25 protein-coding genes, 1 tRNA gene and 1 other RNA gene are annotated in these 25200 nt (G+C 40.7%); 13 read left to right on the top strand and 14 right to left on the bottom strand.

Annotated elements, in window-relative coordinates; genetic code table 11:
* Window positions 1-26 precede the first annotated feature (26 nt).
* A complete protein-coding gene (locus tag IGJ44_RS11825) occupies window positions 27-395 on the bottom strand; it encodes an ACT domain-containing protein (RefSeq protein WP_074536013.1) in 369 nt (122 codons plus the stop codon).
* 491 nt (window positions 396-886) lie between these two features.
* Between IGJ44_RS11825 and IGJ44_RS11820 the strand changes: the two genes are divergently transcribed.
* Together IGJ44_RS11820 and IGJ44_RS11815 are read left to right on the top strand one after the other, a co-directional pair.
* Window positions 887-1132 carry a nitrogenase subunit molybdenum-iron protein alpha gene (locus IGJ44_RS11820; protein ID WP_074536011.1) on the top strand — a complete coding sequence of 82 codons (246 nt, stop codon included), beginning with the start codon at window positions 887-889 and terminating at the stop codon, window positions 1130-1132.
* A 63-nt stretch (window positions 1133-1195) separates the two neighbouring features.
* The gene (locus tag IGJ44_RS11815) at window positions 1196-1363 is read left to right on the top strand and encodes a 3-oxoacid CoA-transferase (RefSeq protein WP_074536009.1); all 168 of its coding nucleotides are present in this window, start codon (window positions 1196-1198) and stop codon (window positions 1361-1363) included.
* Window positions 1364-1730: 367 nt separating this feature from the next.
* Here IGJ44_RS11815 and ssrA read toward each other — a convergent pair.
* Window positions 1731-2094, bottom strand: a transfer-messenger RNA (tmRNA) gene (ssrA, locus tag IGJ44_RS11810).
* 62 nt (window positions 2095-2156) lie between these two features.
* Complete coding sequence (locus IGJ44_RS11805) at window positions 2157-2927, bottom strand: Cof-type HAD-IIB family hydrolase (protein WP_005231883.1); 771 nt, start codon at window positions 2925-2927, stop codon at window positions 2157-2159.
* A gap of 145 nt (window positions 2928-3072) precedes the next feature.
* Here IGJ44_RS11805 and IGJ44_RS11800 point away from each other — a divergent pair, with 145 nt between their 5' ends.
* Genes IGJ44_RS11800 through IGJ44_RS11790 form a run of 3 tightly spaced genes read left to right on the top strand, consistent with a single transcriptional unit; the run spans window position 3073 to window position 5577 of the window.
* Window positions 3073-3423 (top strand): SdpI family protein, encoded by a 351-nt coding sequence (locus IGJ44_RS11800; RefSeq protein WP_010749705.1) that lies wholly within the window; start codon window positions 3073-3075, stop codon window positions 3421-3423.
* Window positions 3404-4117, top strand: a complete 714-nt coding sequence (locus tag IGJ44_RS11795) for a response regulator transcription factor (RefSeq protein WP_010749704.1) — start codon at window positions 3404-3406, stop codon at window positions 4115-4117. Before IGJ44_RS11800 ends, IGJ44_RS11795 begins: the two co-directional genes overlap by 20 nt.
* Window positions 4117-5577, top strand: a complete 1461-nt coding sequence (locus IGJ44_RS11790; protein WP_005229120.1) for a sensor histidine kinase — start codon at window positions 4117-4119, stop codon at window positions 5575-5577. Before IGJ44_RS11795 ends, IGJ44_RS11790 begins: the two co-directional genes overlap by 1 nt.
* Window positions 5578-5693: 116 nt before the next feature.
* Here the strand turns inward: IGJ44_RS11790 and IGJ44_RS11785 are convergent, their stop codons facing one another.
* From IGJ44_RS11785 to IGJ44_RS11775, 3 genes are all read right to left on the bottom strand, one after another.
* The gene (locus IGJ44_RS11785) at window positions 5694-6167 is read right to left on the bottom strand and encodes a hypothetical protein (protein ID WP_060792521.1); all 474 of its coding nucleotides are present in this window, start codon (window positions 6165-6167) and stop codon (window positions 5694-5696) included.
* A complete protein-coding gene (locus IGJ44_RS11780; protein ID WP_060792520.1) occupies window positions 6146-6883 on the bottom strand; it encodes an FtsX-like permease family protein in 738 nt (245 codons plus the stop codon). Before IGJ44_RS11780 ends, IGJ44_RS11785 begins: the two co-directional genes overlap by 22 nt.
* Before the next feature lie 181 nt (window positions 6884-7064).
* The gene (locus IGJ44_RS11775) at window positions 7065-9149 is read right to left on the bottom strand and encodes an LTA synthase family protein (protein WP_270267309.1); all 2085 of its coding nucleotides are present in this window, start codon (window positions 9147-9149) and stop codon (window positions 7065-7067) included.
* A gap of 237 nt (window positions 9150-9386) precedes the next feature.
* Between IGJ44_RS11775 and IGJ44_RS11770 the strand changes: the two genes are divergently transcribed.
* Genes IGJ44_RS11770 through ybaK form a run of 3 tightly spaced genes read left to right on the top strand, consistent with a single transcriptional unit; the run spans window position 9387 to window position 11856 of the window.
* On the top strand, window positions 9387-10556 hold the full coding sequence (locus IGJ44_RS11770) for a class I SAM-dependent rRNA methyltransferase (protein ID WP_060792547.1): 1170 nt from the start codon (window positions 9387-9389) through the stop codon (window positions 10554-10556).
* 5 nt (window positions 10557-10561) lie between these two features.
* A complete protein-coding gene (aroD, locus tag IGJ44_RS11765) occupies window positions 10562-11314 on the top strand; it encodes a type I 3-dehydroquinate dehydratase (RefSeq protein ID WP_016608677.1) in 753 nt (250 codons plus the stop codon).
* Between the two features lie 50 nt (window positions 11315-11364).
* Window positions 11365-11856, top strand: a complete 492-nt coding sequence (gene ybaK, locus IGJ44_RS11760) for a Cys-tRNA(Pro) deacylase (RefSeq protein ID WP_016608676.1) — start codon at window positions 11365-11367, stop codon at window positions 11854-11856.
* A 55-nt stretch (window positions 11857-11911) separates the two neighbouring features.
* On the opposite strand, the gene IGJ44_RS11755 is transcribed toward ybaK, so the two are convergent.
* Both IGJ44_RS11755 and IGJ44_RS11750 read right to left on the bottom strand, forming a co-directional pair.
* The gene (locus IGJ44_RS11755; protein ID WP_005237193.1) at window positions 11912-12949 is read right to left on the bottom strand and encodes a tagatose 1,6-diphosphate aldolase; all 1038 of its coding nucleotides are present in this window, start codon (window positions 12947-12949) and stop codon (window positions 11912-11914) included.
* A gap of 136 nt (window positions 12950-13085) precedes the next feature.
* Window positions 13086-14348 carry an NAD(P)/FAD-dependent oxidoreductase gene (locus tag IGJ44_RS11750; RefSeq protein WP_060792518.1) on the bottom strand — a complete coding sequence of 421 codons (1263 nt, stop codon included), beginning with the start codon at window positions 14346-14348 and terminating at the stop codon, window positions 13086-13088.
* A gap of 160 nt (window positions 14349-14508) precedes the next feature.
* On the opposite strand from IGJ44_RS11750, the gene gdhA reads away from it, so the two are divergent.
* The 3 genes from gdhA to IGJ44_RS11735 all read left to right on the top strand — a co-directional run bounded on the left by gdhA (window position 14509) and on the right by IGJ44_RS11735 (window position 17878).
* Window positions 14509-15858, top strand: a complete 1350-nt coding sequence (gdhA, locus tag IGJ44_RS11745; RefSeq protein WP_005229132.1) for an NADP-specific glutamate dehydrogenase — start codon at window positions 14509-14511, stop codon at window positions 15856-15858.
* Window positions 15859-15960: 102 nt separating this feature from the next.
* On the top strand, window positions 15961-17307 hold the full coding sequence (locus tag IGJ44_RS11740) for a glucose-6-phosphate isomerase (protein ID WP_060792517.1): 1347 nt from the start codon (window positions 15961-15963) through the stop codon (window positions 17305-17307).
* Window positions 17308-17668: 361 nt separating this feature from the next.
* Window positions 17669-17878, top strand: a complete 210-nt coding sequence (locus IGJ44_RS11735; RefSeq protein ID WP_005229136.1) for a hypothetical protein — start codon at window positions 17669-17671, stop codon at window positions 17876-17878.
* A gap of 61 nt (window positions 17879-17939) precedes the next feature.
* Here IGJ44_RS11735 and IGJ44_RS11730 read toward each other — a convergent pair whose 3' ends face one another.
* From IGJ44_RS11730 to IGJ44_RS11715, 4 genes are all read right to left on the bottom strand, one after another.
* Complete coding sequence (locus IGJ44_RS11730) at window positions 17940-19742, bottom strand: glycerophosphoryl diester phosphodiesterase membrane domain-containing protein (protein WP_015510101.1); 1803 nt, start codon at window positions 19740-19742, stop codon at window positions 17940-17942.
* 172 nt (window positions 19743-19914) lie between these two features.
* Window positions 19915-20514, bottom strand: coding sequence for a TVP38/TMEM64 family protein (locus IGJ44_RS11725; RefSeq protein WP_005229140.1), 600 nt, complete (start codon window positions 20512-20514; stop codon window positions 19915-19917).
* A 188-nt stretch (window positions 20515-20702) separates the two neighbouring features.
* Window positions 20703-21173: a threonine/serine exporter family protein gene (locus IGJ44_RS11720; RefSeq protein ID WP_016608602.1), complete on the bottom strand. Its 471-nt coding sequence runs from the start codon at window positions 21171-21173 to the stop codon at window positions 20703-20705.
* Complete coding sequence (locus IGJ44_RS11715; RefSeq protein WP_167827029.1) at window positions 21170-21928, bottom strand: threonine/serine exporter family protein; 759 nt, start codon at window positions 21926-21928, stop codon at window positions 21170-21172. The genes IGJ44_RS11720 and IGJ44_RS11715 overlap by 4 nt, the downstream gene beginning before the upstream one ends.
* A 278-nt stretch (window positions 21929-22206) precedes the next feature.
* On the opposite strand from IGJ44_RS11715, the gene IGJ44_RS11710 reads away from it, so the two are divergent.
* Complete coding sequence (locus IGJ44_RS11710) at window positions 22207-22773, top strand: TetR/AcrR family transcriptional regulator (protein WP_010749693.1); 567 nt, start codon at window positions 22207-22209, stop codon at window positions 22771-22773.
* An 84-nt stretch (window positions 22774-22857) separates the two neighbouring features.
* Window positions 22858-22945: transfer RNA gene (locus IGJ44_RS11705), tRNA-Ser, on the top strand.
* A gap of 104 nt (window positions 22946-23049) precedes the next feature.
* Here the strand turns inward: IGJ44_RS11705 and IGJ44_RS11700 are convergent.
* Both IGJ44_RS11700 and IGJ44_RS11695 read right to left on the bottom strand, forming a co-directional pair.
* The gene (locus IGJ44_RS11700) at window positions 23050-24195 is read right to left on the bottom strand and encodes a site-specific integrase (protein WP_285928063.1); all 1146 of its coding nucleotides are present in this window, start codon (window positions 24193-24195) and stop codon (window positions 23050-23052) included.
* A 49-nt stretch (window positions 24196-24244) separates the two neighbouring features.
* Complete coding sequence (locus IGJ44_RS11695; RefSeq protein WP_029487063.1) at window positions 24245-25144, bottom strand: helix-turn-helix domain-containing protein; 900 nt, start codon at window positions 25142-25144, stop codon at window positions 24245-24247.
* Window positions 25145-25200: the final 56 nt, after the last annotated feature.

Raw genomic sequence — 25200 nt, 5'->3', positions numbered from 1 at the left:
TTGTCGTAAGGAAGAACAAGTTTTTCTCAATTGACAAAGGAATAATCATTGGCGGTTAAAACAGTACGAGCTTGTTCTATCTGATGCTCCTTGATTAAAATATAATCAGTATTGAAGGTAGAAACAGCAAAAATACTGATTGACTCCTCGGCTAGAAGGGAAGAGATTTTTGCAATAATGCCAATTAAGCTAAAATCCAGCACACCAATTATTTTCATCGCTTTCCATCCATCTTCTCTGTTTAGTGTTTCAGCTGGAACCTTTGCCGTTGGTAACACCAAAGAAAGTTCTTCTGACGTATGGGCAAAAAATAGAGGAACGATCTTCAGTATCGAAGGATCAATACGCTCTACTTGGATGACAGAAAAAGAGGGTGCCAATAAGGTTAGTTTCATCTAATCACGTCCTTCGTTTGATGCAAACATCATATCAAAGGATAAGAAAGAAGGGAAGGCGATTATCATTTGATCACGTACGATTCTAAGCGTTGTGTCGTTTCTGCGAGGCATAACAGACGGGTAGATTCTATACAGATGAAAATAAGCGATTAAAACTGATGGGTATACCTCTGTTTCTGGAGAAGAAGAAATATCAATTGGATCCGCAATCTATGCTGAATCAGATTTGAAATCAATCGAGTTAATAGAAGATAAATAGCACTCAATCATAAATCAATGGTTGAGTACTATTATTGTACATAAAATTATGGTGGACAGAGGAATGGAACATAAATCACTAATTGTTTGATTGGAAGAAAAATTGATACTGAGGATCATAAAGAGAAGAAGGAACATGCTAAATTTTAAGAAGACCTTACAAGATTCAAGGAGAAGGTAAAGAACGCTTTGTAATATTTTGATAAACTTTAGTCAAGGTGGTGTGATGAATGGATAAATTTTTCAATTTTATTAAAAAAGGACTTTCCGAAGAAATCAATTTTTTTATGTTTTCCATAGATTTGGAACATTATTTAGTCGATCACTACGAGGAAATGTATACCGAAAACAAGGAAGCTACATTGTACCTGAATGATTTACTTCCTGATGAGGCTGAGAAAATGGAACCTGGAATGAATCCAGATAGTTTTTGTGAACGAGTAAAGGAAATTGTAGAGAAATCGAAAACACTTTAATTAGCACTTTTTTTACTGAGGCAGAGTCATATCAAGCCAGCAACGAACTATCATAGATTGCTGATGATCAAGCAGATTATGAAACTTACATCAAGCTTTGATGAAAAGAAACATCTTCAAAAAATTTCATGCGATGAGGCAGGGAAAATAACTATTTTAGAAGCAAAGAAAGCCGTTGAGAACACAAAACAGGAGTGGAAAAAAAGTGTATCTAAAGATACTAAGGAGTAAAAAGCCTTAAATCAAAAATAGAGTAAAAAAATCAGCCCAAGAAAAACTCGCAAAAAAGAGATTCGTATACAATTTGGTGAGAAGGTACGCCATTGAAGAGCATTGATTGCTTAAAAAAGCATCTGACTTCACTTGAACAATTAATTTAGGTTCAATCGGTATAAGAAATACAATCTAAGAAAAGCGAGGAAAAGCACATCGATGCGAAGATAAAATTTGACCACCATTTGACTACCAAATGACTACCAAATAAGAAAAACTACGAAAAACATTGCGAATCCGAAAATACAAAAAAAGTGTTCAAAACCTCTTTAAATCAAGGTTTTGAACACTTAGGAAAAACTACGAAAATCTAATCGATTTTTCTTTATGGAGATGGCGGGAGTCGAACCCGCGTCCAAACATATTGCTACCTAAAAATCTACGCTCATAGTCAACTCATTTGAAGGTTCGCTTTACAGCTTGCCGAGTGACAGGCAGTCTGTATCGCTAGTCTGATGATCTCTTTTTTATCTTACAGACGGAAAGATAAAACGTATCCCACTTAGAATAGGACCCTTACTCGAGCACATGGGCGATGCCGAGAGGATCTACGCTAACTGTTTTTAGGCAGCTAAAGCGTAAGAGTTTTCGTTTTTAGCAGTTATATTTAACTGTAACGTTTTAACGTAGACGTAACCTACGAAGCGCAATTCAGGCTCAACTATGCCTGTCGAATCCGTAACATCCCCTTGATAAAAGGGGTATCGCTACCATTCATTAGTATACCATAGTTTTGCCTGTATGCAAAGAATCAGATTAAGTCAAAGTGTTTCAGGGCGTGCACGATCCCGCCTTCGGTATTTTTCAGGGTCACGAAGTCTGCCAACTCTTTCAACTCTTGAATTCCATTTCCCATTGCAATTTTGTGGTCGCAGGCTTCTAAAAGAGCGAAGTCGTTGCTGCCGTCACCAAAGCCGAAGGTAGGTACATCTTCTAGACCCAACAATTCTACCAAGGTTTTTACGCCCGTCCCTTTAGAGGTGCCAGATTTTACGACATCGATGGAAAAGGGGGTATTACGATAAAAAGTTAATTCTGGAAAACGCTCATGATAATAAGCATCGTTGCCGACACCTAAAACCAACAACATATTGGTCCGATCTGTTTCATAATGCAGAGGATCGATTTCTGGTAAAGGACTGCGGACGTAGTTGTACGCACCAATCATTTCCTCAGTATGTCCAGTCGCCCAATAGCCTTTCTCATTGTAATAACACAGTTCATCGCCATTGTCTTTCACTGCTTGGAACATCCGTGCGCAAAGTTCGGGTTCAAGGGTATCGGAAAAAACTTCTTTGCCGTCAATACGGATAAAGGCACCGTTCATAACGATGTTCGAGGTGATCCCAGCTGCTTCACGAATGGCGGTAACTTCAGGTTCGGTTCTTCCCGTTGCAATGATCGGCAGTACTTGGTTTTTTCGCAACATCGCCATCGCTTCAGCGATTTCGGATGTGATTTGCGAGTGTTCATCTAAAAGCGTACCGTCAAGATCAAAAAAAGTTAATGCTTTATAGGTCATGTATCTTACTCCTAAGGTTTATAGTCATAGTCCACTCACAATCTTATCAAAGATTGAAAAAAAGGCAAACCTTTATGAATAATCGGTGAAGTTGTTGGTAGAAGAAAGAAATTCGAGTATACTATAGGAAGAATGGAGTGAAACGATGATTTTTTTAGTAATTGGCATCATTTTTTTCTTGATTGGTCTCACTTTTTTTCTTTTTCCATCAAAAAAAATGAACCTTATTTATGGCTACCGTTCCTATTTAGCAAAACAAAATGAACGCAACTGGCGGCATGCTCAGAAACTATGCGCCCGTTATTTTCTGCTTTTTGGCGGAATCATGGCTCTCATTGGGTTTGTCTTGAAATGGCAAGAATGGACCAATTTTTTCCTAGTTGAAATGATCGCGATCCCTTGGTTCATCGTGCCGATCTTTGGCCTGATCGAAGAGAATCTGCAACGATTTGATAAAGAACATAGAGGTGAAGAAAATGAATATATTAATGATTGAAGACAACGAATCTGTTTCTGAAATGATGCAAATGTTTTTCTTGAATGAAGGATGGGAAGCGGCTTTTAAGTACGACGGCAAAGAAGGACTGGAAGCCTTTGCTGCTGAACCAGACAAATGGGACATGATCACCCTTGACTTGAACCTTCCTTCCATGGATGGCATGATGGTGGCGCGCGAAATTCGCAAAATCTCCAGTACAGTACCTATTATTATGTTGACGGCTCGTGATTCAGAAAGCGACCAAGTCATCGGGTTGGAGATGGGGGCAGATGACTATGTGACGAAACCATTTAGTCCACTGACCTTGATCGCGCGGATCAAAGCCTTACACCGCCGCAGTGAATTGGTTGAAAAAACAACGCCTGAAGCTTCCGATGCAACTTTTGATGTTGTGACCGATCATTTCAAAATGAACACAAAAACACGGGAAGCCTATTTAAATGGCAAACCCATCGATGGGTTGACGCCGAAGGAATTTGATTTGCTTTATACGTTAGCGAAAAAACCGCGGCAAGTCTTTTCACGAGAGCAATTGTTAGAACTAGTTTGGGATTACCAATATTTTGGTGATGAACGGACGGTTGATGCGCACATCAAAAAACTAAGACAAAAAATAGAAAAAGTGGGACCTCAGATCATTCAAACCGTCTGGGGTGTGGGGTATAAATTTGACGATGCAGGTGCTGCTTAATGCGCTACTTGTATCAACAGCTGATTGCGTTTTTTGTTGTGATCTTCGTGATTTTGATGACGATTGGTATTGCGTTTACACAAATGACGCGCCAAACATTACAAGAACGAAATTATGAGCAGTTAATGGGGTATGCTTCGTCGGTCGCGACGATTTCGCAAATCAGCGATTCAGAATATTTGCAGCAAAATATGACGCGAGATGGCTATCTGCAATATTCTCTGCATTTGGCTGAAAATATTTTGAGCAACCAAGACATTTCTTTTGCTTTCTTTAAAAGCCCCGATGACATTATTTATCCATTAGATACGACTCGTGCGGTGGATTTTCCAATTTCTGAAAAAGACTGGCAATCCTTAGAAAACGGGGCGCGTCTGCAATTGACATCACCCACGAATCTATATGGGGAAAAAGAACTGACTTCCTATGTTTTGATTCCTTTTTCTGTCAATCGAACGGATTTTTACGGGGTGATGGTGGTTTCACAATCGGCAAGCAGCATCTTGAATCTTGTCAGTGCTTTTAACCAAAACTTGTTTAAAGTATGTTTGATCTCGATCGTCGTTTCCTTATTGATCAGTTACCTATTTGCTACGTTCCAAGTAAGGCGGATCAATCGCATGAAACGAGCAACCAAGGAGATCACCAATGGCAATTTTGATATCTTCTTGCCAGTGCATAATCGGGATGAATTTGATGAGTTAGCCGAAGATTTTAATTTAATGACGAAATCCTTAAAAGAGTCGCAAGAGGAAATTGAACGACAAGAAGAACGTCGTCGGCAATTTATGGCAGACGCTTCTCATGAGATGCGCACGCCTTTGACGACCATCAATGGCTTATTGGAAGGGTTAGAGTACAACGCGATTCCTGAAAATCAAAAGGACAATGCGATCCGCTTGATGAAAAATGAAACCAATCGCTTGATTCGGTTAGTCAACGAAAACCTTGACTACGAGAAAATCCGAACCAATCAAATCTCGATGGTCATCAAAAAATTCGATGCAACGCAAACCATCAAAAATCTGCTGACGCAACTTGAGAGCAAGGCAGAAATCGCCAAAGATGTGTTGATTTTAGAAACAACAGAGCCAATTGACGTCTATGCCGACTACGATCGTTTCGTCCAAATCATGGTCAATATTTTACAAAATGCGATCCAGTTTACGGAAGATGGAGAAATTCGGGTTCGAATCGAAAAAGGCTACTTGGAAACGATCATTGAGATCAGTGATACGGGAATCGGCATGTCTGAAGAACAAGTCAAGAATATTTGGGATCGTTACTACAAAGTCGATCCTTCCCGTAAAAACCGTCAATTTGGTGAATCAGGTTTGGGCCTATCGATTGTTGAACAGCTCGTACGCCTGCACAAAGGAAAGATCAGTGTAGAAAGTGAACTTGGCAAGGGCACGACGTTTAAAATCTCTTTTCCTGATATCGACTTAAATGAAGAATAGCAATCGACCGGCAGCAATTCGCTTAGCCGGTCGATTTTTTTGCGGTTCAGTGGCAGCAGCCCAAACAAAAAGACCTGCTTTTGCAAGCAAGCCTTCTTGTTTGGGGGCTATGTAAACTATAGATAAGTAGTATAAGGGGTATGGGCAAAGCATTCGTCTTCATGAATCAAATAGATGGCAACAGCAAATTGTTCGGCGATTTCTTGACACAAGGGCAACAGGGTTTGAACCTCTTTCGTTGTTAATGTGCTCAAGACATTTTCGATTAAAAGGGTTTGTCTTTCTGAAAGCAAAGCTAAGAGCAGTTGAATTTTGAGCTCCTCAAAGGGTGTTAACTCTGTTCGATCTTTTTTCAAAGCCGATAAGGGAAGCTGTACATAAGGCAGCACATCCTCTAAATCGCCCCCCTTTTTATTTGCAAGAGATACATTGTCCATGACCGATAAAAAGGGGACGGAGGGCCACTGTGCGCGAATCAAGATTGCTTTTTTTTGTGAAAGCAGCAAACTTAATTCAGATGTTTTTGTTTCATTGTCTTTCGCAACATAAAAGAAACCAATTGATTTCGTTAGCTGAGTTGGTTTTTCCATTGTTTTTTCCTCCAATACAGACTATGTCCGCTAGCAATCAGACCAGTAAAGCTGGTAACAGCGGCAAGCAATACGATAAGTGTGTGGCGCGTACTTTCAAATAAAATAGCCAGCCAAGTGGTGCTGTTCAAGTCAACATTTTGGACCATAATTTGACTGTTTTGCGGGATCGTAATGGCGAATTCTTGACCGGGAAGACTTTGAACAGCCTCCCAAAAGTGATCCGAAGCACGCTCACGATCAAGAGCGATGATATGCCCGCTAAGCAATTCTCGCTGGAAATAAGGCTGGAAGAGCAGCAATAACACAAAGGCGATCACGGCAGCTGCTAAAAGCGGCAAGAGCATTTCAAGCAACTGCATCGCCACCCATTGTCTGGTGGTGGCACCGCTTGCTAACCAGGCAGTGTATTCTGAGCGTTTCGATAATTGGTAATAAACTTGAAAGCCGATAAAGACCAGTGTAAAGGCACTAAAAATCAAATAGAACAGTTGATGATAGATCGTCGTGACTGGTTGGATCTCTTCCGCTACTTTCGTTTGCAAATCTTCTGTTGTTAAGAGATCTCTGGTTTGAGCGATTACTTGATCCATTGAGTAGATCAAAGCGAAGGTCACGATCAAGCCAATCACGGCAAAGAAGGATACAAGCGTATAAAGGACCATGGCTTTTTTATGATAAAATATGCTGGCAATCGCAAAATGTATAGTTTTCATCTAGTTCACCTCATCCTATTTCATAGTATAAAAGGGGAGTTTGAATAAAGTATGAAGTTCTTGTAGTAAAATATCGAAGCTAAAAAAGCAATAGAAAAAATCGGGTTTTTACGAACAAAACAGCCGAAAAAAATCCAGCAAAGCATCCGCCTTGCTGGATCGATCTTGTAGTACTTATAGGTTATTCTCCGCTATCTTGTTCCGTCATCTGCTGGTATTCTTGGAAGGTTTTTGTTTGATACAGATCGACGGTCGATTGATTGCCATTTTGAGAAAAGGCACTAGTTGAATCACTGCCTAGATTCTTTTCAATGTCCATCATTTGCTGAAGGGCGTCTTTGTAGTTATAGGTCGAAGGATCAACTTCTTCTAGACCGCTTTTCGCGTAGAATCGTAAAAGGTCACCATTATTGATCTGATCAGAAACCGAAAGCTGCTTGTCGACTTTGGCTTTCCATTCATCGACTTTGGCTTGCAATTCATCGGATGGATCGTTGATCGGCATGCCGGTACGATTGTCATACAATGTACTGCTGTAGTAGGTGTAGTCTGGTGTCACAAAGTCGCCATCGCGGAAAGCAACCAGTTGTTCGTTTTGATCAGAGAATAAATCTTGTCCTAATTGGATATAGTTTGATGTATCCACACCCAGTAAGTGCAATAGGGTTGGCAAGGCATCGACTTGGCCACCATACGTATGATTGATGCCGCCGTTTGATTGTCCTGGAATATGAATCATATAAGGCACACGTTGTAACGAGGCATTGTCAAAGTTTGTCCATGTAGAACTTGTTTTTCCAAGCAATTCTGTTAAGTTACGGTTACGAGAATTGGAAATTCCGTAATGGTCACCATATAAAACGATGACTGAATTTTCGTATAAGCCACTTTCTTTCAAGTAATTGAAGAACTCTTCCACGGCTTTATCCAAATAATTCGCGGTTGCGAAATAGCCATTGATCGTTTGATCAGAAGTGTTCGCTAGCGGGAAGCCGCCTTCTTCATTGGTAAATTCAGAATATGGGTAGTGGTTAGAAACCGCAATGAATTTTGAATAGAACGGTTGTTGCAGACGTTCTAAGTATTGTACCGATTGTTCAAAGAATGGTTTGTCATGTAGGCCGTATTGGAATGAATTTTCATCATTGACATCATAATAAGATGCGTCGAAGAAATAATCATAGCCAAACCGTTTGTAGGTTTCATTTCGGTTCCAGAAGGTACCGGTATTTCCGTGGAAAACCGCACTGGTATAGCCTTGCGTTTGACCTAAAATATCTGGAGCTGCCTCAAAGGTATTTTTCCCACCCAGTTGAGTGAATAACGCTCCTTGATTCAATCCAAACAGGGAATTTTCGAATAATGTTTCGGCATCACTGGTCTTCCCAGCTTTTACTTGGTGGAAGAAATTATCAAAACTAAAGGTACTATCGCTATGGTATAAACTATTGATAAACGGCATGACTTCATGTTCCACGCCATCTTCATCTTTCAATTTATAATCGATCAAGAATTGCTGAACACTTTCTAAGTGAATATAAATGACATTCTTGCCTTTTGCGATACCGAACAGATCATCATTTGGTTCTGCGTAATGTTCTTTAACATAGCTCTCTACTTCGTTCATGTCGTTGGGACTCGCTTCGGCACGTACTTGCGAAGCTTGATAAGTTTGTACCCCATCATAAACCGTAAAGGCGTTGATCCCAAGGTATTTCACTAAATAGTCACGAGAAAACGTTCGAGTAAGCAGTTCAGGACGATCCGCTTCTGCTAAGAAAAGATTGGCAGAAAAGACCATGACAGCTAAGGTTGAGATCGCAAAAGCCATCCGTGCCCGCACAGGACGAGTGTCCATTTTGATTTTTTTCATTGAAAAGGCTGCAATCAGCACGATAAAGTCAATGAAGTACAACACATCGTAGGGACGGAACAAGCGAATTGCGCTTTCTCCTAGACCACTTGCTACTTTTCCTACACCGAGCATCGTGTTGATGGTGATAAAGTCAGTGAATTCTCGATAGTACGAAACATTAGAGAACAACAGCAGAGTCATCAAGAAATAGATCACAAGCATCGTGATATAAGCTGCTTTGGTTCTTCTTACGTACAATGCGATCGACAGCAACAACAAAGTCGTTGCGATCGGATTGATGAATAAGATGAAGTACTGAATGCTGCTTTCAATACCTAGGTGGAAGTCCACCATATAGGCAAAGATATTTTTTAGCCAAAATAATAGGGCTAATAGGAAAAAAAAGCCCATTCTTGTATTCACAAAGGTGGATACTTTATTTTTTTTCAAAGGAATCGTCCTCTCTTTTTCCAGTATAACCGGTAAATTACGATTTTACATCACAGTACATTTTACTAGGCTGTGAAAGACGTGTCAAATGAATTCCTTGTCATGACGCGGAATTAAGTATTTCTTTACTTTCAAGGATACAGACAATACAGTCGCTTTTTGCTATACTAAAAAGGAGAATGAATGGAGCAGATGAACATGAAAATAAAACTAACGAAGCAAGGATCAGCGAAGCTTCGCAAAAAGAATCCGTTGATCCAACGAGAAGATCTTCAACAAGCAATCGAGACGAAGGAGTGGGTCACCTTTATTGATCAGGCCAACCATTTCTTAGGTGTCGGCTATCTTGGGGAACAAAATAAAGGGATCGGATGGGTCGTATCCTTTGAAGAAACAGTGATCGACCAAGCATTCTTTGCGCAACGCTTTGCGAAAGCAAAAGGCAAGCGTAGTGCTTACTATCAAGATGACCTGACAGATGCCTTTCGTCTGTTTAATGGCGAGGGGGATCAATTGGGGGGACTTACCGTAGATTTGTATGGCGAGTATGTCGTTTTTTCTTGGTACAATGCCACCCTTTATCAACATAAAAAAGCGATCGTGGCGGCTTTTCGTCAAATATTTCCCGAGATCAAAGGGGCTTATGAAAAAATCCGCTTTACGTCTGAACTGCCTGAATCAGCATGGGTCTATGGAAAAACGGCACCTGAACCCTTACTGGTGAAGGAAAATGGCGTCACGTATGCGACGTATTTGAACGAAGGACTAATGACGGGCATCTTTTTGGATCAAAAAGAAGTTCGTGGGCAACTTGTTGATGGCTTGGCAGCTGGCAAGACGGTTTTAAATATGTTCAGTTATACGGGGGCGTTTTCTGTCGCTGCTGCTGTCGGTGGCGCTGCTCAAACAACGAGTGTCGATTTGGCAAAACGCAGTCTAGAAAAGACCCGCGAACAATTTGCAGTCAACGGCATTGATCCAGATACCCAGCGTATCCATGTCATGGATGTTTTTAATTACTTCAATTATGCCAGCAAAAAAGACTTGCGCTTTGATGTGATCGTTTTAGATCCGCCGAGTTTTGCCCGCAACAAGAAAAAGGTCTTCTCGGTTGCGAAAAATTATGGCGACTTAGTCACTGATAGTTTGGCGATTTTAGCGCCGGATGGCTTGTTGATCGCCTCAACGAATGCGGCCAATCTTTCACCGAGGAAGTTTCAAGAAATGATCGAAGCATCCTTAGAGAAAGCACACGTTGCTTATGAATGTATTCAAAGTTATCGTCTACCAGCTGATTTTGCGGTAGATAAGCATTTTTCCGAAGGGAACTATCTGAAAGTATTCTTTTATCAAATGAAAAAGGAGTGAAGTAGATGAGCCGATCAAAACCAGTAACGTTAGACGGGAAAACACCGTTGATTTGTGTGCCATTGATTGGGAAAACCAATGAAGAGATCTTGAAACAAGCCATTGCTGCTGAGGAATCAGAGGCACAGATCGTCGAATGGCGTGTTGATCATTACAAACATGTCGAAGACCAGCAAGCGGTCTTAGATGCGTTATCACATATTCGCACGACATTAAAGCACAAAGAGCTGCTCTTCACTTTTCGAACCTTGGAAGAAGGGGGCGAGCGGCCGTTCACATTGACCCAGTACAAAGAATTGTGTTTAGCTGCTGCTGATTCAGGCTTGATCGATTGGATCGATGTCGAATTAGAGAAAGCTGAATTTTTAGGTCGAGCCTTTATTCAAGAAATCAAAAAGGCACAGGTAAAGCTGATATTGAGCAATCATGATTTTGAGAAAACGCCAGAAGATGCTGTGTTGATTTTAAAGATCGGCGTAATGAATCAATTTGGTGCCGATGTTGGCAAGTTAGCGATGATGCCCAAGCAAGTCCAAGATGTTTTACGTTTGATGGGGATCATTACTAAAGCTCGTGGCTTCAACCAACTGCCGTTGGCGATCATGTCGATGGGGGAGCTGGGGAAAATCAGCCGGGTTAGTGGGGCATTGACTGGTTCGGTCTTTACTTTTGCTTCGTTGCAAGGTGCTTCAGCACCTGGACAAATACCGATCGAACGAATGACCAACTACTTACAAGAATTTTCACTCAATGAGTAAGACCAGCCAAGGCCTTCTCTTAAAAGAAACCAAAACAAAAGAGGGATAAAATGGCGAAGAAGAAACAAAAAACCAATGCGATCCGTCAAGTAGAACAACAGAAAATCGCTTATAACGAATACACCTATGAGTGGTCGGAAGACCATCTCGATGCGCAATCCGTCGCTGCGCAACTAGCACGCCCGCAAGCCATCTACAAAACGCTGGTGGCAGTGGGCAACAAAACAGGTCCGCTGGTGGCTGTGATTCCTGGAAACAGAGAAGTGGATCTGAAAAAGTTAGCCAAAGTCAGTGGAAACAAAAAAGTAGAGATGCTGCATCTGAGAGATTTAGAAGAAACGACTGGCTATATTCGCGGCGGCTGTTCGCCGATCGGGATGAAAAAGCTCTTTCCTACTTATATTGATCGTGGGGCGCAGACACTGGAAGAAATCGTGGTTTCTGCAGGAAAGCGCGGGTTGCAGATGGGGCTTGCCCCACAAGCGTTGCAACAATTGACTAGGGCGGTCTTTGCCGATTTGTTGGCACCTGAACACGAATAAAAAATCCCCGTGAACCATCTTGAAATGCCGTTCACGGGGATTATTTTGTACTATTTTATTCCATTACTTCAATATCGAAAACCTCAATATTTTCTAAACCACCATAAAAGTCAAACCACGGAGTGGCATATTGTTTTAGAATGGCGTTTAATTCTTCAACATTTTCTTTCCCTTGGGTGTCCAGCCATTCCAGTAATGCTTTGGCGCCTTGCTTCCCATAGATTTCCACACTATCGCGCCAAGTTGCTCGTCCACCTAAGATCCCTGAGAATTTAGCACCGTGTTGACCAGCAAAGGTCAATTCATCGCGAAAGACATTCGCTGGGACACCCGCACTCAAATAGATAAATGGTCGCGTCGCAGCATCACTAGCTTCTTTGAAGTAATTGGCGGCTTCTTCTTGCGTATAGACGGCCTCTAAGCCTTCTTTTTGGAAACCTTCAACTAAGTCGAACTGAACCGGTACTTCGACTTTCAAAATATCGATATGGTAGTGATCTTTCGTCAGTTCCTGAATGGTTCGGATGACCTTGCTCGGTTTGATCTTGGCAAAAGCAGGTGATTTGTCATCTGTGATCTCATCGTCGTAAACGATTGGCTCTACAAATAACGGAATATCGGCCGCTTGTGCCTCCGTACCTAAACGTTCTAAAAACGCATGTTTGGTATCTAAAATCTCTTGCGGTTCATCTGGATTATAATAAACCAAGACTTTTGCAGCATCTGCCCCTTTTTTCACTAAGCGCTGCAGCGATTCATTGGGTAGAATTTCTGGCAAACGACCCGGCGTATTGACATCATACCCTGTTTTTTCATAGGAAAGGATCAAGCCAGCATTGGGATTCTTTGCTTCGATCCCTAAGAAGCCATATTCCTCATCTAACAAAATACTGCTGACATATTTGGTCAATTCTTGGGAAACCAACTGCTTGAATTCATAAATGTGTTCCATCGTAAAGTCATCCGGTCCAGTTGCCGCCTTCATCATTTTTTTCATGGAACCACGTTGGTCGATCGCTAGTGCGGCAATCACACCATCCTCATTTGAAAGTTTTTGCATTCGTTCAAATTTACCTCTTGAAATTCGTTTCATTAAAAACCCTCCCTCGATCTTGCTATCTTTAGTCTACGCCTACTTTGAGAAAAACCCAACTAATAAGCAAAAAGAGAGGAGACCCAGGTGTTGGTAGCAACGGCAAGGATATTGCTGCAAACACCTGAGTCATCGATCAATAACTGAAATAACTAGCTGTTTCTGCTGCGTTTTTCCCTGAAACATGTCCAGTACAAAACGCTGCTGTAATGTTGAAACCACCTGTATACCCATTGATATCCAATAATTCACCAGCAAAATACAAGCCGTTGATTTTCTTGCTCTCCATGGTTTTTGGATTGATTTCTTTCAGATGGACCCCGCCACCAGTCACGAAAGACTTTTCTAACGGGAACGTGCGAACGATAGTGACTGAAAAGCCTTTGATCAAGGAAGCGAGCGCCGCCAACTGTTCTGGTGAGGCTTTTTCAGCAACCAGCTCATGCAGGTCTAGCTGCTGCAAAAAGAAGGTCATCAAGCGCTCAGGCAAAAAGCCAGCTAAAGCATTCGGCAATTGTTTCTTCGAAGCTGCAGACTGAATCAATTCCTGGGTCAAGGCTTCATGGGATTTTGCTGGCAGACAATCCAGAACAACCGTCACGGGTTGTTGCTTTTTCAATTCTTGATTTACAAAAGAGGAACAGCGTAAAGCAGCTGGACCAGATAACCCAAAGTGGGTAAACAAAAGATCCATGGTATGGGCGACGATGGGCTTTCCTTTTTGATCCAAGACACTCAACGTGATGTCTTGCAAGGAAATGCCTTGCAACGTCCGCTCTTGAATAAAGGAGTCTTCTGAAACAAGCGGCGATTCGGTTGGATAAAGTGGCGTAATGGTATGGCCGACTTTTTTTGCCATCTTATAGCCGTCCCCCGTTGCGCCCGTGGAAGGATAGGTGCGGCCACCTGTCGTCAAAATCACACTAGGGGCAGAGAACTCATCGGTTTCGGTTCGCACGCCGCGAATTTGAATACCGTCATGGATCAGCTTTGTGACGACCGTGTTCGTCAATAGGGTGACGTGATGATCGTTGATTGCTTGAAGCAACGCTTCGACGATGGTTTTTGATTTGTTCGTCACAGGGAACATCCGTCCGTGATCTTCTTCTTTTAAGACGACACCTAAGTCTGCGAAAAACGCCATTACATCATAATTATTGAATTGAGAAAACGTGCTATACAAAAACTTGCCGTTTCCTGGAATATGAGCAACTAAATCATCTACCGGCCGATTATTGGTTACATTGCAGCGTCCGCCGCCAGTCATCAATAATTTCTTGCCGATTTTTTTGTTTTTTTCGATTAATAACACCCGCGCACCTTGTTTGGCAGCAGTGATCGCAGCCATCATGCCGCTCGTACCTGCACCAACAACAATGACATCATAGGTTTTTTCCATTCTTTTCACCTCTTTGGGATTGTAACACATCGGCTATGAGTGCTGAAAGGATTGGTCGATTTTTTTCGAATAATAAAAAATTCTGACAATTCTAAAAAAAAGCGTGCAATTTCAGAAAATTTCTTTAAAATAGAAAATATCTTAAAGGAGGTAATGCACTATGACCAAAGCTTCAGCTTACGTGAAAGAAATTCAAGCGAAGATTCATGAGAAAGACCAACACCAACCGGAATTTCTTCAAGCAATTGATGAATTTTTGCCTACGATCGTTCCCTTTTTAGAGGAGCATCCAGAATATATTGAATCAAATATCCTTGCACTCTTAACTGAACCAGAACGTTTTATCCAATTCAGAGTCCCGTGGCAAGATGATCAAGGCAACTGGCAAGTAAACCGTGGCTATCGGATTCAATTCAACTCGGCAATGGGGCCTTACAAAGGCGGCTTGCGTTTTCACCCAAGTGTAAACTTGAGTATCTTGAAGTTTTTGGCGTTTGAGCAAATCTTCAAAAACAGCTTGACAGGTCTGCCGATCGGCGGCGGCAAAGGCGGAAGTGATTTTGATCCAAAAGGAAAATCAGATGCCGAAGTGATGCGTTTTTGCCAAAGCTTTATGACGGAGCTGTCAAAACATATCGGACCTGACTTAGATGTTCCTGCTGGCGACATTGGTGTCGGAGGCCGAGAAATCGGCTATTTGTTTGGTGCCTACAAACGATTGAAACAATACGATGCTGGTATTTTAACTGGTAAGCCATTAGACTTCTGGGGCAGTAAAAACCGCACAGAAGCAACGGGTTATGGCGCCGTTTATTTCGTTAAGCATTTATTGACAGACCTAGGTGAAACCTTTGCAGGCAAAAAAGCGATCGTTTCTGGAAGCGGCAATGTTGCGATCTATGCAATTGAGAAATTGCAAGAATTAGGTGCGATCCCTGTCACGTGTTCTGATTCCTCTGGTTTTATCTATGATAAAGACGGCATTGATCTGGCCTTGTTAAAAGAGATCAAAGAAGTGAAGCGTGAACGGTTGACGGCTTACGCCAAGGAACGTCCATCAGCCGAATATCATGAAGGGGCATCTGTCTGGGATTTTGATACACCAGCGGAATTAGCCTTTCCTTGCGCGACCCAAAACGAGATTGATCTCTCACAAGCCAAACGTGCAAAAGCCAATGGTGTCCGGGTCGTTTCTGAAGGCGCGAATATGCCTAGCTCATTAGAAGCAGCAGAATATTTTATTGAAGAAGGAATTTTCTACTGCCCAGGAAAAGCAGCCAATGCTGGCGGCGTAGCCGTTTCTGCGTTAGAAATGAGTCAAAACTCCCAACGACTGCAATGGGAAAAAGCTGAAGTCGATGCCAAATTGGACGATATCATGAAGTCGATCTATGAAGCATGCCGTGATACTGCTGAAACCTTCGAACAAAAAAATAATTTTATGTTAGGTGCGAACGTCGCAGGCTTTGAAAAAGTTGCTAAAGCAATGTTTGCTCAAGGACTTGTCTAAAATCACCCAATAGGCTACCTATCAGGAATTACTTGAAAAAAGTTGAAAAAAAACGTAAAGTAGGTAGTGTATGAAAAACTATTTTTTCAAGGAGGACAAATCATGTCACACATCAAGTTTGACTATTCGAAAGTAGCACCATTCGTGAACGAATACGAATTGAGCTACATGCAAAGTCAAGTTACAGCAGCAGACAAACAATTACGCGAAGGAACAGGTGCTGGTAGCGACTTTTTAGGTTGGATCGACCTTCCTAAAAACTATGACAAAGATGAATTTGCGCGCATCAAAAAAGCGGCTGAAAAAATTCAATCTGATTCTGAAGTATTAGTCGTGATCGGGATCGGCGGATCTTATTTAGGAGCGAAAGCAGCGATTGATTTCTTAAATCATTCTTTCTTTAACTTGCTACCAAATGAAGAACGCAAAGCACCACAAATCTTTTTTGCAGGTAATTCGATTTCTTCAACATACTTAGCAGATTTGATCGAAATCATCGGTGACCGTGACTTCTCTGTGAATGTGATCTCAAAATCAGGAACAACTACTGAGCCAGCGATCGCTTTTCGTGTTTTCAAAGAACGTTTGATTGAAAAATACGGCAAAGAAGAAGCCAACAAACGCATCTACGCAACAACGGATAAAGCGAAAGGTGCAGTAAAAGTTGAAGCAGATGCTGAAAACTGGGAAACCTTTGTGATTCCAGATGACGTCGGCGGCCGTTTCTCTGTATTGACTGCTGTTGGTTTATTACCAATCGCTGCCAGCGGAGCGGATATCGATGCCTTGATGCAAGGGGCAGCAGATGCTAGCGATGCTTACGCAAGTGACAACCTTGAAAAAAATGAAGCGTATCAATATGCAGCAATGCGTAACATCCTTTATCGTAAAGGCAAAGTAACCGAATTGCTGATCAACTACGAACCAGGCATGCAATACTTCTCAGAATGGTGGAAACAATTATTCGGCGAGTCTGAAGGAAAAGACCAAAAAGGGATCTATCCTTCAAGTGCAAACTTCTCGACAGACTTGCATTCTCTTGGTCAATACATCCAAGAAGGCCGTCGCAATATCTTTGAAACAGTTGTTAAAGTTGAAAAACCACGCAAATCAATTGCGATCCCTACACAAGAAGCAGATCTTGATGGTCTTGGCTACTTAGAAGGAAAAGAAGTTGATTTTGTTAATACGAAAGCCTTTGAAGGAACATTACTTGCACATACAGATGGGGATGTACCAAATCTGTTAGTAAAAATTCCTACAATGGATGCATACACGTTAGGTTACACCATGTACTTCTTTGAGATCGCTGTGGGTATTTCTGGCTACTTAAATGGCGTGAACCCATTTGACCAACCAGGAGTTGAAGCGTACAAAAAAAATATGTTCGCCTTACTTGGCAAACCAGGTTTTGAAGATCTTGCAAAAGAATTGAACGAACGTCTATAATTCGATAAAGAAACGCCTTGAGCCAGTCTGATTGGCTCAAGGCGTTGTTTTATTTTCGTATTTGTTGTGCTACTAGATCGTTGGGCCAATAAATCAGCGGTCTTCTTTTAATCCCCAAAGCAACGCAGCAGACAATAGTCCAAAGATACAGGTTTGAATAATTGGCATTTGGCTCATCTCCTTTTGATTTTCTTTAGTATAAAATGCTTTTTAAGGAGTGGCACGAACAAACCAGTGCGTTTCAACGAACGAAACTGTCATTTCTTGGTGACAAATGCGTGATGAATTGAAATAAAACGTTTTCAATTTGATGCTTTTTTGTTATTATATCTTTAAGAAAGAAAACGGTTGAGGTGAGGATATGGAGAATATTACGATCGGTGAAAAATATGTCTGCCAACCTGTCGGGGCGAGCAAGCCTGTGATTGGTGTGGTGGAAAAACTATACGTAAATACGGCGTTGATCGTCGTTTCAAGTTATGAAGAAGAAGATCAAGCACAAGTAGAAGCTTGTAATCGTCGGATGATCGTCAGTTTCAATAAAATTTGTACGCAAACGAACGTTGCCTAACCAACTAGCAAAAAATGCTGCTCAACGGAACACCGTGAGCAGCATTTTTCTTCGTGTGAGATCAGCCAACGCCGATCACAAAATTCAATAGTTTGTCTGAATAAGTCATATCTTCTTCCGTCACACTCAACTCTTCATTTAAGATCCCCATCTGGTCAGTAATGATCCCGTCCACCCCGTAAAAACGCATCCGGCTGATAGTATCCGCATCATTGGGGGTCCAAACGAACACTTCCTTGCCATCGGTTCGGGCAGAAGCGATGAAGTTGCGGTTGATCGTACTGTATTCCATTGTCAGAAAATCAGCACTGGTCAGTGGTGGCCCCACGACATTGAAGGGCATGATGTATCCTGAAATCAATTGAGGCGCCTGCGCCTTTAACTCCTCAACAACTGTATAGGAGAGACTTTGCATAATATGACCATTTGCAAGGAGGTCCTCTTGATATCTTGCTAAAAAGGCATTTACAAGTTCCGCGGTATCTTTTCGCTGCGTTTTGATCTCCACCAGCAGTTTTTGGTCCAATTGGTTGGCAAGTGCCAAGTACTCATCAAAGGTTGGAATACGCGCTGTCTGGTTGTTTTCCGAAACTGTCAGTGATTCGGCGTAACTCAAAGGCAATTGCTCTGGTTTGCCCTGACCACCTGTCAATGGACGGTAAGAAAAATCATGATAGACAATAAAATGACCATCACTGGTTTGCTGGACATCCATTTCAACATAATCTGGGTGGTACTTCTCGCTAGTAAAGCGTAGTGCTTCAAGAGAATTTTGGACCCCTTGTCCATCGCTGACCCCTCGATGGGAGATCGTTACCGGATGGATCGAAGCAGCTGAAGTCAGATAGTTCATATTATATAGACTAACACCGACACCGAAAAGCACCGTTACCAAGGTAAACAACGAACTTTTTAGACCTAAGAAATGACGCTGGTTCAATGGCTCTTGGTGGAACCATGAAGGAATCTCTGGTAAAAAGCCTTCATCATCCATGAAATCAACGATGATGTAAAAAATGGCTACCGTCGATAAAATGACATTCAGTAACAAGATAAACTGCAAGAAAGTCATAATAAAAACAGCACTATACAACGCATAGTCCGGTGTAACAACTTCAATCACCGCCTGAATGGTAATCAGCAAAGTGAAGCCCAGTGTCGAAATCAACAAGATGCTACCACCGATAAAGACAAATTGTCCAACGATGGCAAAAAAACGGCGTTTTGTTACTTGGAGGCTTTCTTTGATCGCTTTTCGAAAGGGCAGATCACGTAATATCATTTCTGGCAAGGCAAAGATCACGCGAATCCCCAAGTAAATCAACAAAACATAAACCAACAGCACTGCCCCGATGATCAAGACACGGTTGGCAAAAATGAAATCCATGATAAATGCGGGAATTTTGATTTTTGCGAGTAAATCAGAATTAAAACTCAACCCACCGATCGGTAAAATCAGTAAGAAGTAAAACAGGAAAAATAAAAAGGTCATCGGCCGTAATTTACGCAACTGCAAAACAGTCATCCGTAACAATTGCCGCAAGCTGATCGGCTGTTTCTTTTTAATAAAATAGACACTTAGCAGCAAAAAAGTAAACTCAAAAAAGACGGCTAATAAAATCAAAAGTAAAATCAGTGTTAATGAGAGCAGCACGACTGGGTGGTCGGTAAAGATACTGCCAATATTATCAAAAGAAAGGTAAGGCAAGCCCCCACGTTTTAAGACGAACTTGGTGGAAGCCGATAAGATTGGGATCACTAAGAACAACAAAGCACCGTGCATCAGTAACACATCACGGAAGTAGGCATTGCTGTCTTTCAAAAAATCCCAAGTGTTGACTAAGCTGTTTTTTAAATAATTCATGGTCGTCATCCTAACAAAAGTAAGTATTTTGGTTCCTATTTATTCTAAAAAGGCGGAAAAAAAGAGTCGAACAGTTTCAGAAGCACATTCGCCACAGGTATAGATCCCTGTATGAAAAGCAGCTCCTTCATGTTCGGCTCAATGAATTGATCGTTTTTCTTACCTATTTTTCTTATCCGCCTAACAAACCAGTTAAGAATGTTCCACCATAAATCAAAGCCATGCTGTACAAGAAAATTGAAGCAGGTTTTGCCAACAAAATAATCAGCGTAAATTTCTTCACTGTCATGTTGGTCAAGCCAGCCATTAGACAAAGGGCATCATCTGGGGCGACTGGTAGAAAGATTGCAAGGGCGAAAAGTTTTTCAAATCGGCTTTGGTTATCTAACCAGCCAATATATTTATCGTAAGTTTTGTCACTGATCATACTTAAAATGAATGGTTTACCGTATCGTCGGCCTAGCAGGAAAATAATGACAGAACCAATACTGATTCCTACATAGTTATAAACGAATCCTAGATAAGGACCGAAAATCAAGACACCTGCAGCGCTGGAGACACCACCGGGAATGATCGGGATCACTACTTGCAAGATCTGCAAAAGGATAAAGACGATTGGTCCTAAGATAACGGAATTTCCAACTAGACCTCGCAGTGCATTAATGTCTTTGAAAACACCTAGATTGATAAAATAGATCGTTAATGCGATAGATAAACCTAAGCCAATAATAGAAATCGTATTAATGATACGACGAGAAGTTGCTATGCTCACAGGACTTCATCTCCTTTATGTTTCATAATCCCACTATACGGGGTGAGACCAGAAAAATCCAGTAAAACAAATGACAAACGTCAAACAGTTTTGTAAGGTATGCCTTTATTATAAAAGAAGTCCGAAAAGAAAACATTGTACTAAAGTCTGAAATAAGAAAAATTTATAGTTTCTGCGCACCAATAGTTTCAGGAGATTTTTTTATCTGAGGGATGTTTTTTCGTTCGCTTCATTTGCCAACGATTAACGATCTTTTCAACCACACTCGTCATCATGAAGCCTCCAGCGATCGCCCCAGCGGTGATGACAACGATCATCAGATTTTCAAAGCCGACAAAGTTGTCGCCCAAAGCGAATTCTCGAACGGCTTTGTAGGCAGGACCACCCGGTACGAGAGGAACGAGGCTAGGAATGTTAAAAATGATCATGGGCATTTTTTTTCTGCGGGAAAAAAAGATGCTGACGCAACCGACGGCAAATGCGGCTAAGAAGTTGGCGCTTCCTAGACCGTAGCCAATCGTTTTCAATGACCAATAGATCATCCAGCCAACCGTTCCAGCGATGCCTGTTGCAACTAAGGCTCTTTTAGGAATATTGGTCAAGATACCAAAGGTCACGGTGCTTAAAAAGCTAAAGGAAAGGTGAATAAAAATCGTCATGAGATCCCTCCAAATAAGGTGAAGACCGTGGCGATGCCAACACCGATCGCGGCAGCTGTGAAAATAGCTTCAGTTCCCCGAGCAGTCCCACTGATGAGATGGCCTGCCAAAATATCCCGAAAGGAATTGGTGATCGCTACACCAGGAACTAAGGGCATGACGGCACCGATAATCAAATTATCGACGTTTTGTGCGACATGAAGAGAGACCGCTAGAAGAGACAAAGTACCGATCAGTAAAGAGGTGCAAAACATATCCAAAAAGCGGATATCGATGACTTTTTTGACCCAATAGGCGCATAAAAATCCCAGACAGCCAATGACAAACGTTGCTAGAAAATCAAACCAAGCACCGCCGAAAATAATCATTAAAGTACTGCTGACCACGCCCGCACTAAACACCTGCAGCCAATAAGGAAAACTTGGTGTCGTTGGATTGACCTTTTTTAATGCCTCGTGCAGTTCCACTAACGAGATTTTTTTTTCAGCATAGGCACGAGACAATCCGTTGACGGCAACAATTTTTTCGAGATTGATGACTCGATCATGAACATTTTCTACTTGTGCATAGTGGCTACTGCGTAAGCCCATAAAAAGTCCAGTTGCTGTTACATAACTAATGCTGCCTTGCTCTCCGGCATTTGCTGCAATTCGATTCATTGTATCTTCCACTCGATAGACTTCCGAGCCGTTTTCCATCATGATTTTTCCTGCCAACAAACAGGTCTCCAATAATAGCTCTTTTGATTCAGCCATTTCCAAACTCCTTTTTCAATCGAATTTGCGCACTACATTCTTAGTGTACAATTTCAGCGAGTTTTCAACAAGGAAGAAAAGTAGATTTGAAAAATAACTAGCAGCCAATGCGTAGGATTTTTTGTGATAAATGAAAGGAGAAGCACTTCTTTTAATTAGTAAACATTCGTTTTTAATGAACAAAGTGAATAGAAATAAGATAACGGATGGAGTGTTTTATTTTAAAAAAATGAATATCTCGGTTACAATTAAATAAATATAAAAAGGGGGATTTATTGATGCGAAGGAAGGTCTATACAAGAGAACACATTTTGAAGGCCGCTTATGAACTGATCAATAGAGAAGGTTTTGGCAATTTTACGGCCCGGAATATCGCTAAGCACATGGGAATTTCTACTCAACCGATTTATCTTGAGTTCGAAAATATGCAGGACTTAAAAAATACCTTGGTGGAGGCTGTTTTCAAAGATTTATCGGAAAATGTTTTTCCAGTTGTTCGAACAGGAGACAAACTTGTTGATTTAGGCCTGAATTATATACGCTTCGCTCAAGAGCAGCACAATCTCTACATCGCCCTTTTTATCGACGACTATGGCGGTGGGAAATTGATGCATGATTTTTCATCGACCTATTTCAAATCCTTGATCAAATCAGAAGAAAAATATGCGGATCTTTCAGAAGATGCGGTAAATGCACTACATAATGGCGCATGGATCGTTGTGACTGGTTTGGCTTCCTTAATGTCGGCGGGTATCATCACACCCACCGATGACCAGATCATCAAAATCATCAACGAGACTATTGAAGGCGTAATCGAAAAGAAAGATAGCTACATCTTCGATTAAAGAACAAAAAATCTGCATCCCATTACTTATTGGGTGCAGATTTTTCTTGACATTTTTAATAAAACTAGCGAAAATAACTGTTATGGAGAGTTGGCAGAGTGGTAATGCAGCGGACTCGAAATCCGCCGACCCGGTTCATCCCGGCGCGCAGGTTCAAATCCTGTACTCTCCTTACATATTTTAATTGAAAGAGCCAATAACATTGATGTAGAGACTTTTCTGCCGTTGTTGTTGGCTCGATTTTTTTGTTGAATACGGTTTTGAATACGGTTTGTTTTAAATACCAATATAATTAGCAAATTGGGCAGCCGTTTCTTCTTTTCTTTTTTCTGTTATGTGGATATAAAGATCCAGCGTAATCTGGATAGACGAATGGCCAAGTCGTTCTTGAACATCCTTGATCGTGGCACCAGCTTCAAGCAATAAACTTGCGTGTGTGTGTCTCAAACCATGTACAGTGATCCGTTTAAGGTTATTCTGCTTGATAATCACTTCTAGCCATTTTCTTGGCTTGGATAGTTGTAAAAATTCATTATCCAAGTTTGAGAATACAAGTTGATCTTTTTTCATAGTATTGTGGCCAAATCCTAGCATGATCTTACGCTGGTATAATCTCCACTCCTTCAGGACCGAAAGAGTCTTTTCATCCATAGGGATCATACGCCTTGAACTCTTTGTTTTTGGTGCTTCAACATATAGCCGTCTATCTTTCCCTCTAGCAAGAGTTTTATTTATAATGATTAATTGGTCATCAAAGTTTATATCTTTCCAAGTGAGCGCCAGCAATTCACCAGCGCGCATGCCAGAGAAAGCCAAGGTTCGAAAAAATGCCGACATCTTCAAATCATTCTTGCTATCGACTGCATTAAGAAAAGTGTTCAATTCCGCCTTGGTAAAGTAATTCTCAATCTTATCACCTGCTTTTTCTTTTCTTTTTGGAATAGTGATTTTTTTAAATGGATTTTGTTGGATATAATCTAACGTAATCGCATATTCAAAAATGCGAGAAGCCGCTCTTATAAATTCGCGATACTTAACAAAGTCTTTCACTTTATCGTTAGCGAATTTTTGTGCTGCCGTAACTGTAATCTTATCGATTTTTTTCTGGCCAAAGGCTGGAAGTACATGGACCTTATATTGTTCCGTTTGCTTAACGAATGTACTTTCTTTTACTGTATGCTCGTAATTAACGACCCACAGATCATATACATCTTGAAACGTCATTTTACTTTCTTTCTGAAGTCCGTTCTTTTCAAAGTCCAATTCTAGCTTGCTTAAAGCTATCTGGGCTTCTTTTTTTGTTTTAAACCCTCGCCTAGTTGTTCTTATCTCTTTTCCTGATGCGTCATCAATACCAAGGTATGTTTGGAACTGCCAAAGTTTTGATCCGTCCTTTTTTGTATATTGTTTAAACGTTGCCATTGTTTTCTCCTATCTAGTCCTGGGCAAGGAGTGTTAGGAAAATTTTATTTTAAAACTTATCATCAGGATCTTTCACGTTATAAGCTCTTGTGATTCCGCTATTTGAAAAGTGATTATTCCTATAAAAATATACGTCTTTATCTACCTTATTGTAATTAGCAACTCTATGAAGAGATAGAGTCTCAGATTTATATTTTAAAGATACGTACAAATCATTAGTTTTAACTTCATTTGTGTAATTTGAAAATGTAGAATTTAAAAGATTATTTTCTAAGACAAAAAGTTTAATCAAATCTTTTGAGCAATCAGATGAGAATATTTCAAACAAGTCTATCTGTGAAGTGAAATTAATAATTTCTTTATACAAATCTTTATTAAATGTATTAAGAATATCTAAATCGAATGCAGTGATATTGGAAAAATGAATCGAGTCAAGTGTAATTTGATTTTCATATTTTATTTCTAAGTCTTTAATAAAATGTCCATACATTTTTTCATATTCTTCATATTTTTTATCCTCAGAAATATTCCCTTCTTTGAAGATTGGATTGTGTTTAATACGAAACTTAAAAGCCTCGTCACTAAATTCCGGTGGATAAACAAATGACACAGTTACATCTAAACAAAAATACCTTTTAAACATAGAATTATCAGCTGTATAAAACGCTAAATATGATTCTTGAAGATTTTCTTCTTCTCTGACTTGTTTATCTAAATGGACAATTTTATCTAATGAGAATTTCCAATCGTTGCTAAAAGATAGTAATTCACTCTCAGTAATTTCTAACTTCTCACATATCTTTTCAAGTGTATCAAAGCGTGTTTTAGAAGGGAGGATATCAGTTTTACTCAATGGGGTAAGAGTACTTCTTGAGACACCAGTCAGATTTTGGAGTTGCGTAATACCTAATTTTTTTTCTTCTAAAATGTTTCTTAACTTAATTTTCATATAAAAACCTCCTAAAAGGATTATATTGTACTTTTAAAAATACATCAATTGTTTTT

Origin of the sequence: Enterococcus sp. DIV1368d (genome assembly GCF_050542975.1) — a bacterium.
In the GTDB taxonomy this organism is placed as follows: Bacteria; Bacillota; Bacilli; order Lactobacillales; family Enterococcaceae; genus Enterococcus_D; species Enterococcus_D casseliflavus.
The sequence above is the reverse complement of the archived record's forward strand: the minus strand, read 5'-3'. Positions and strand labels throughout refer to the sequence as shown.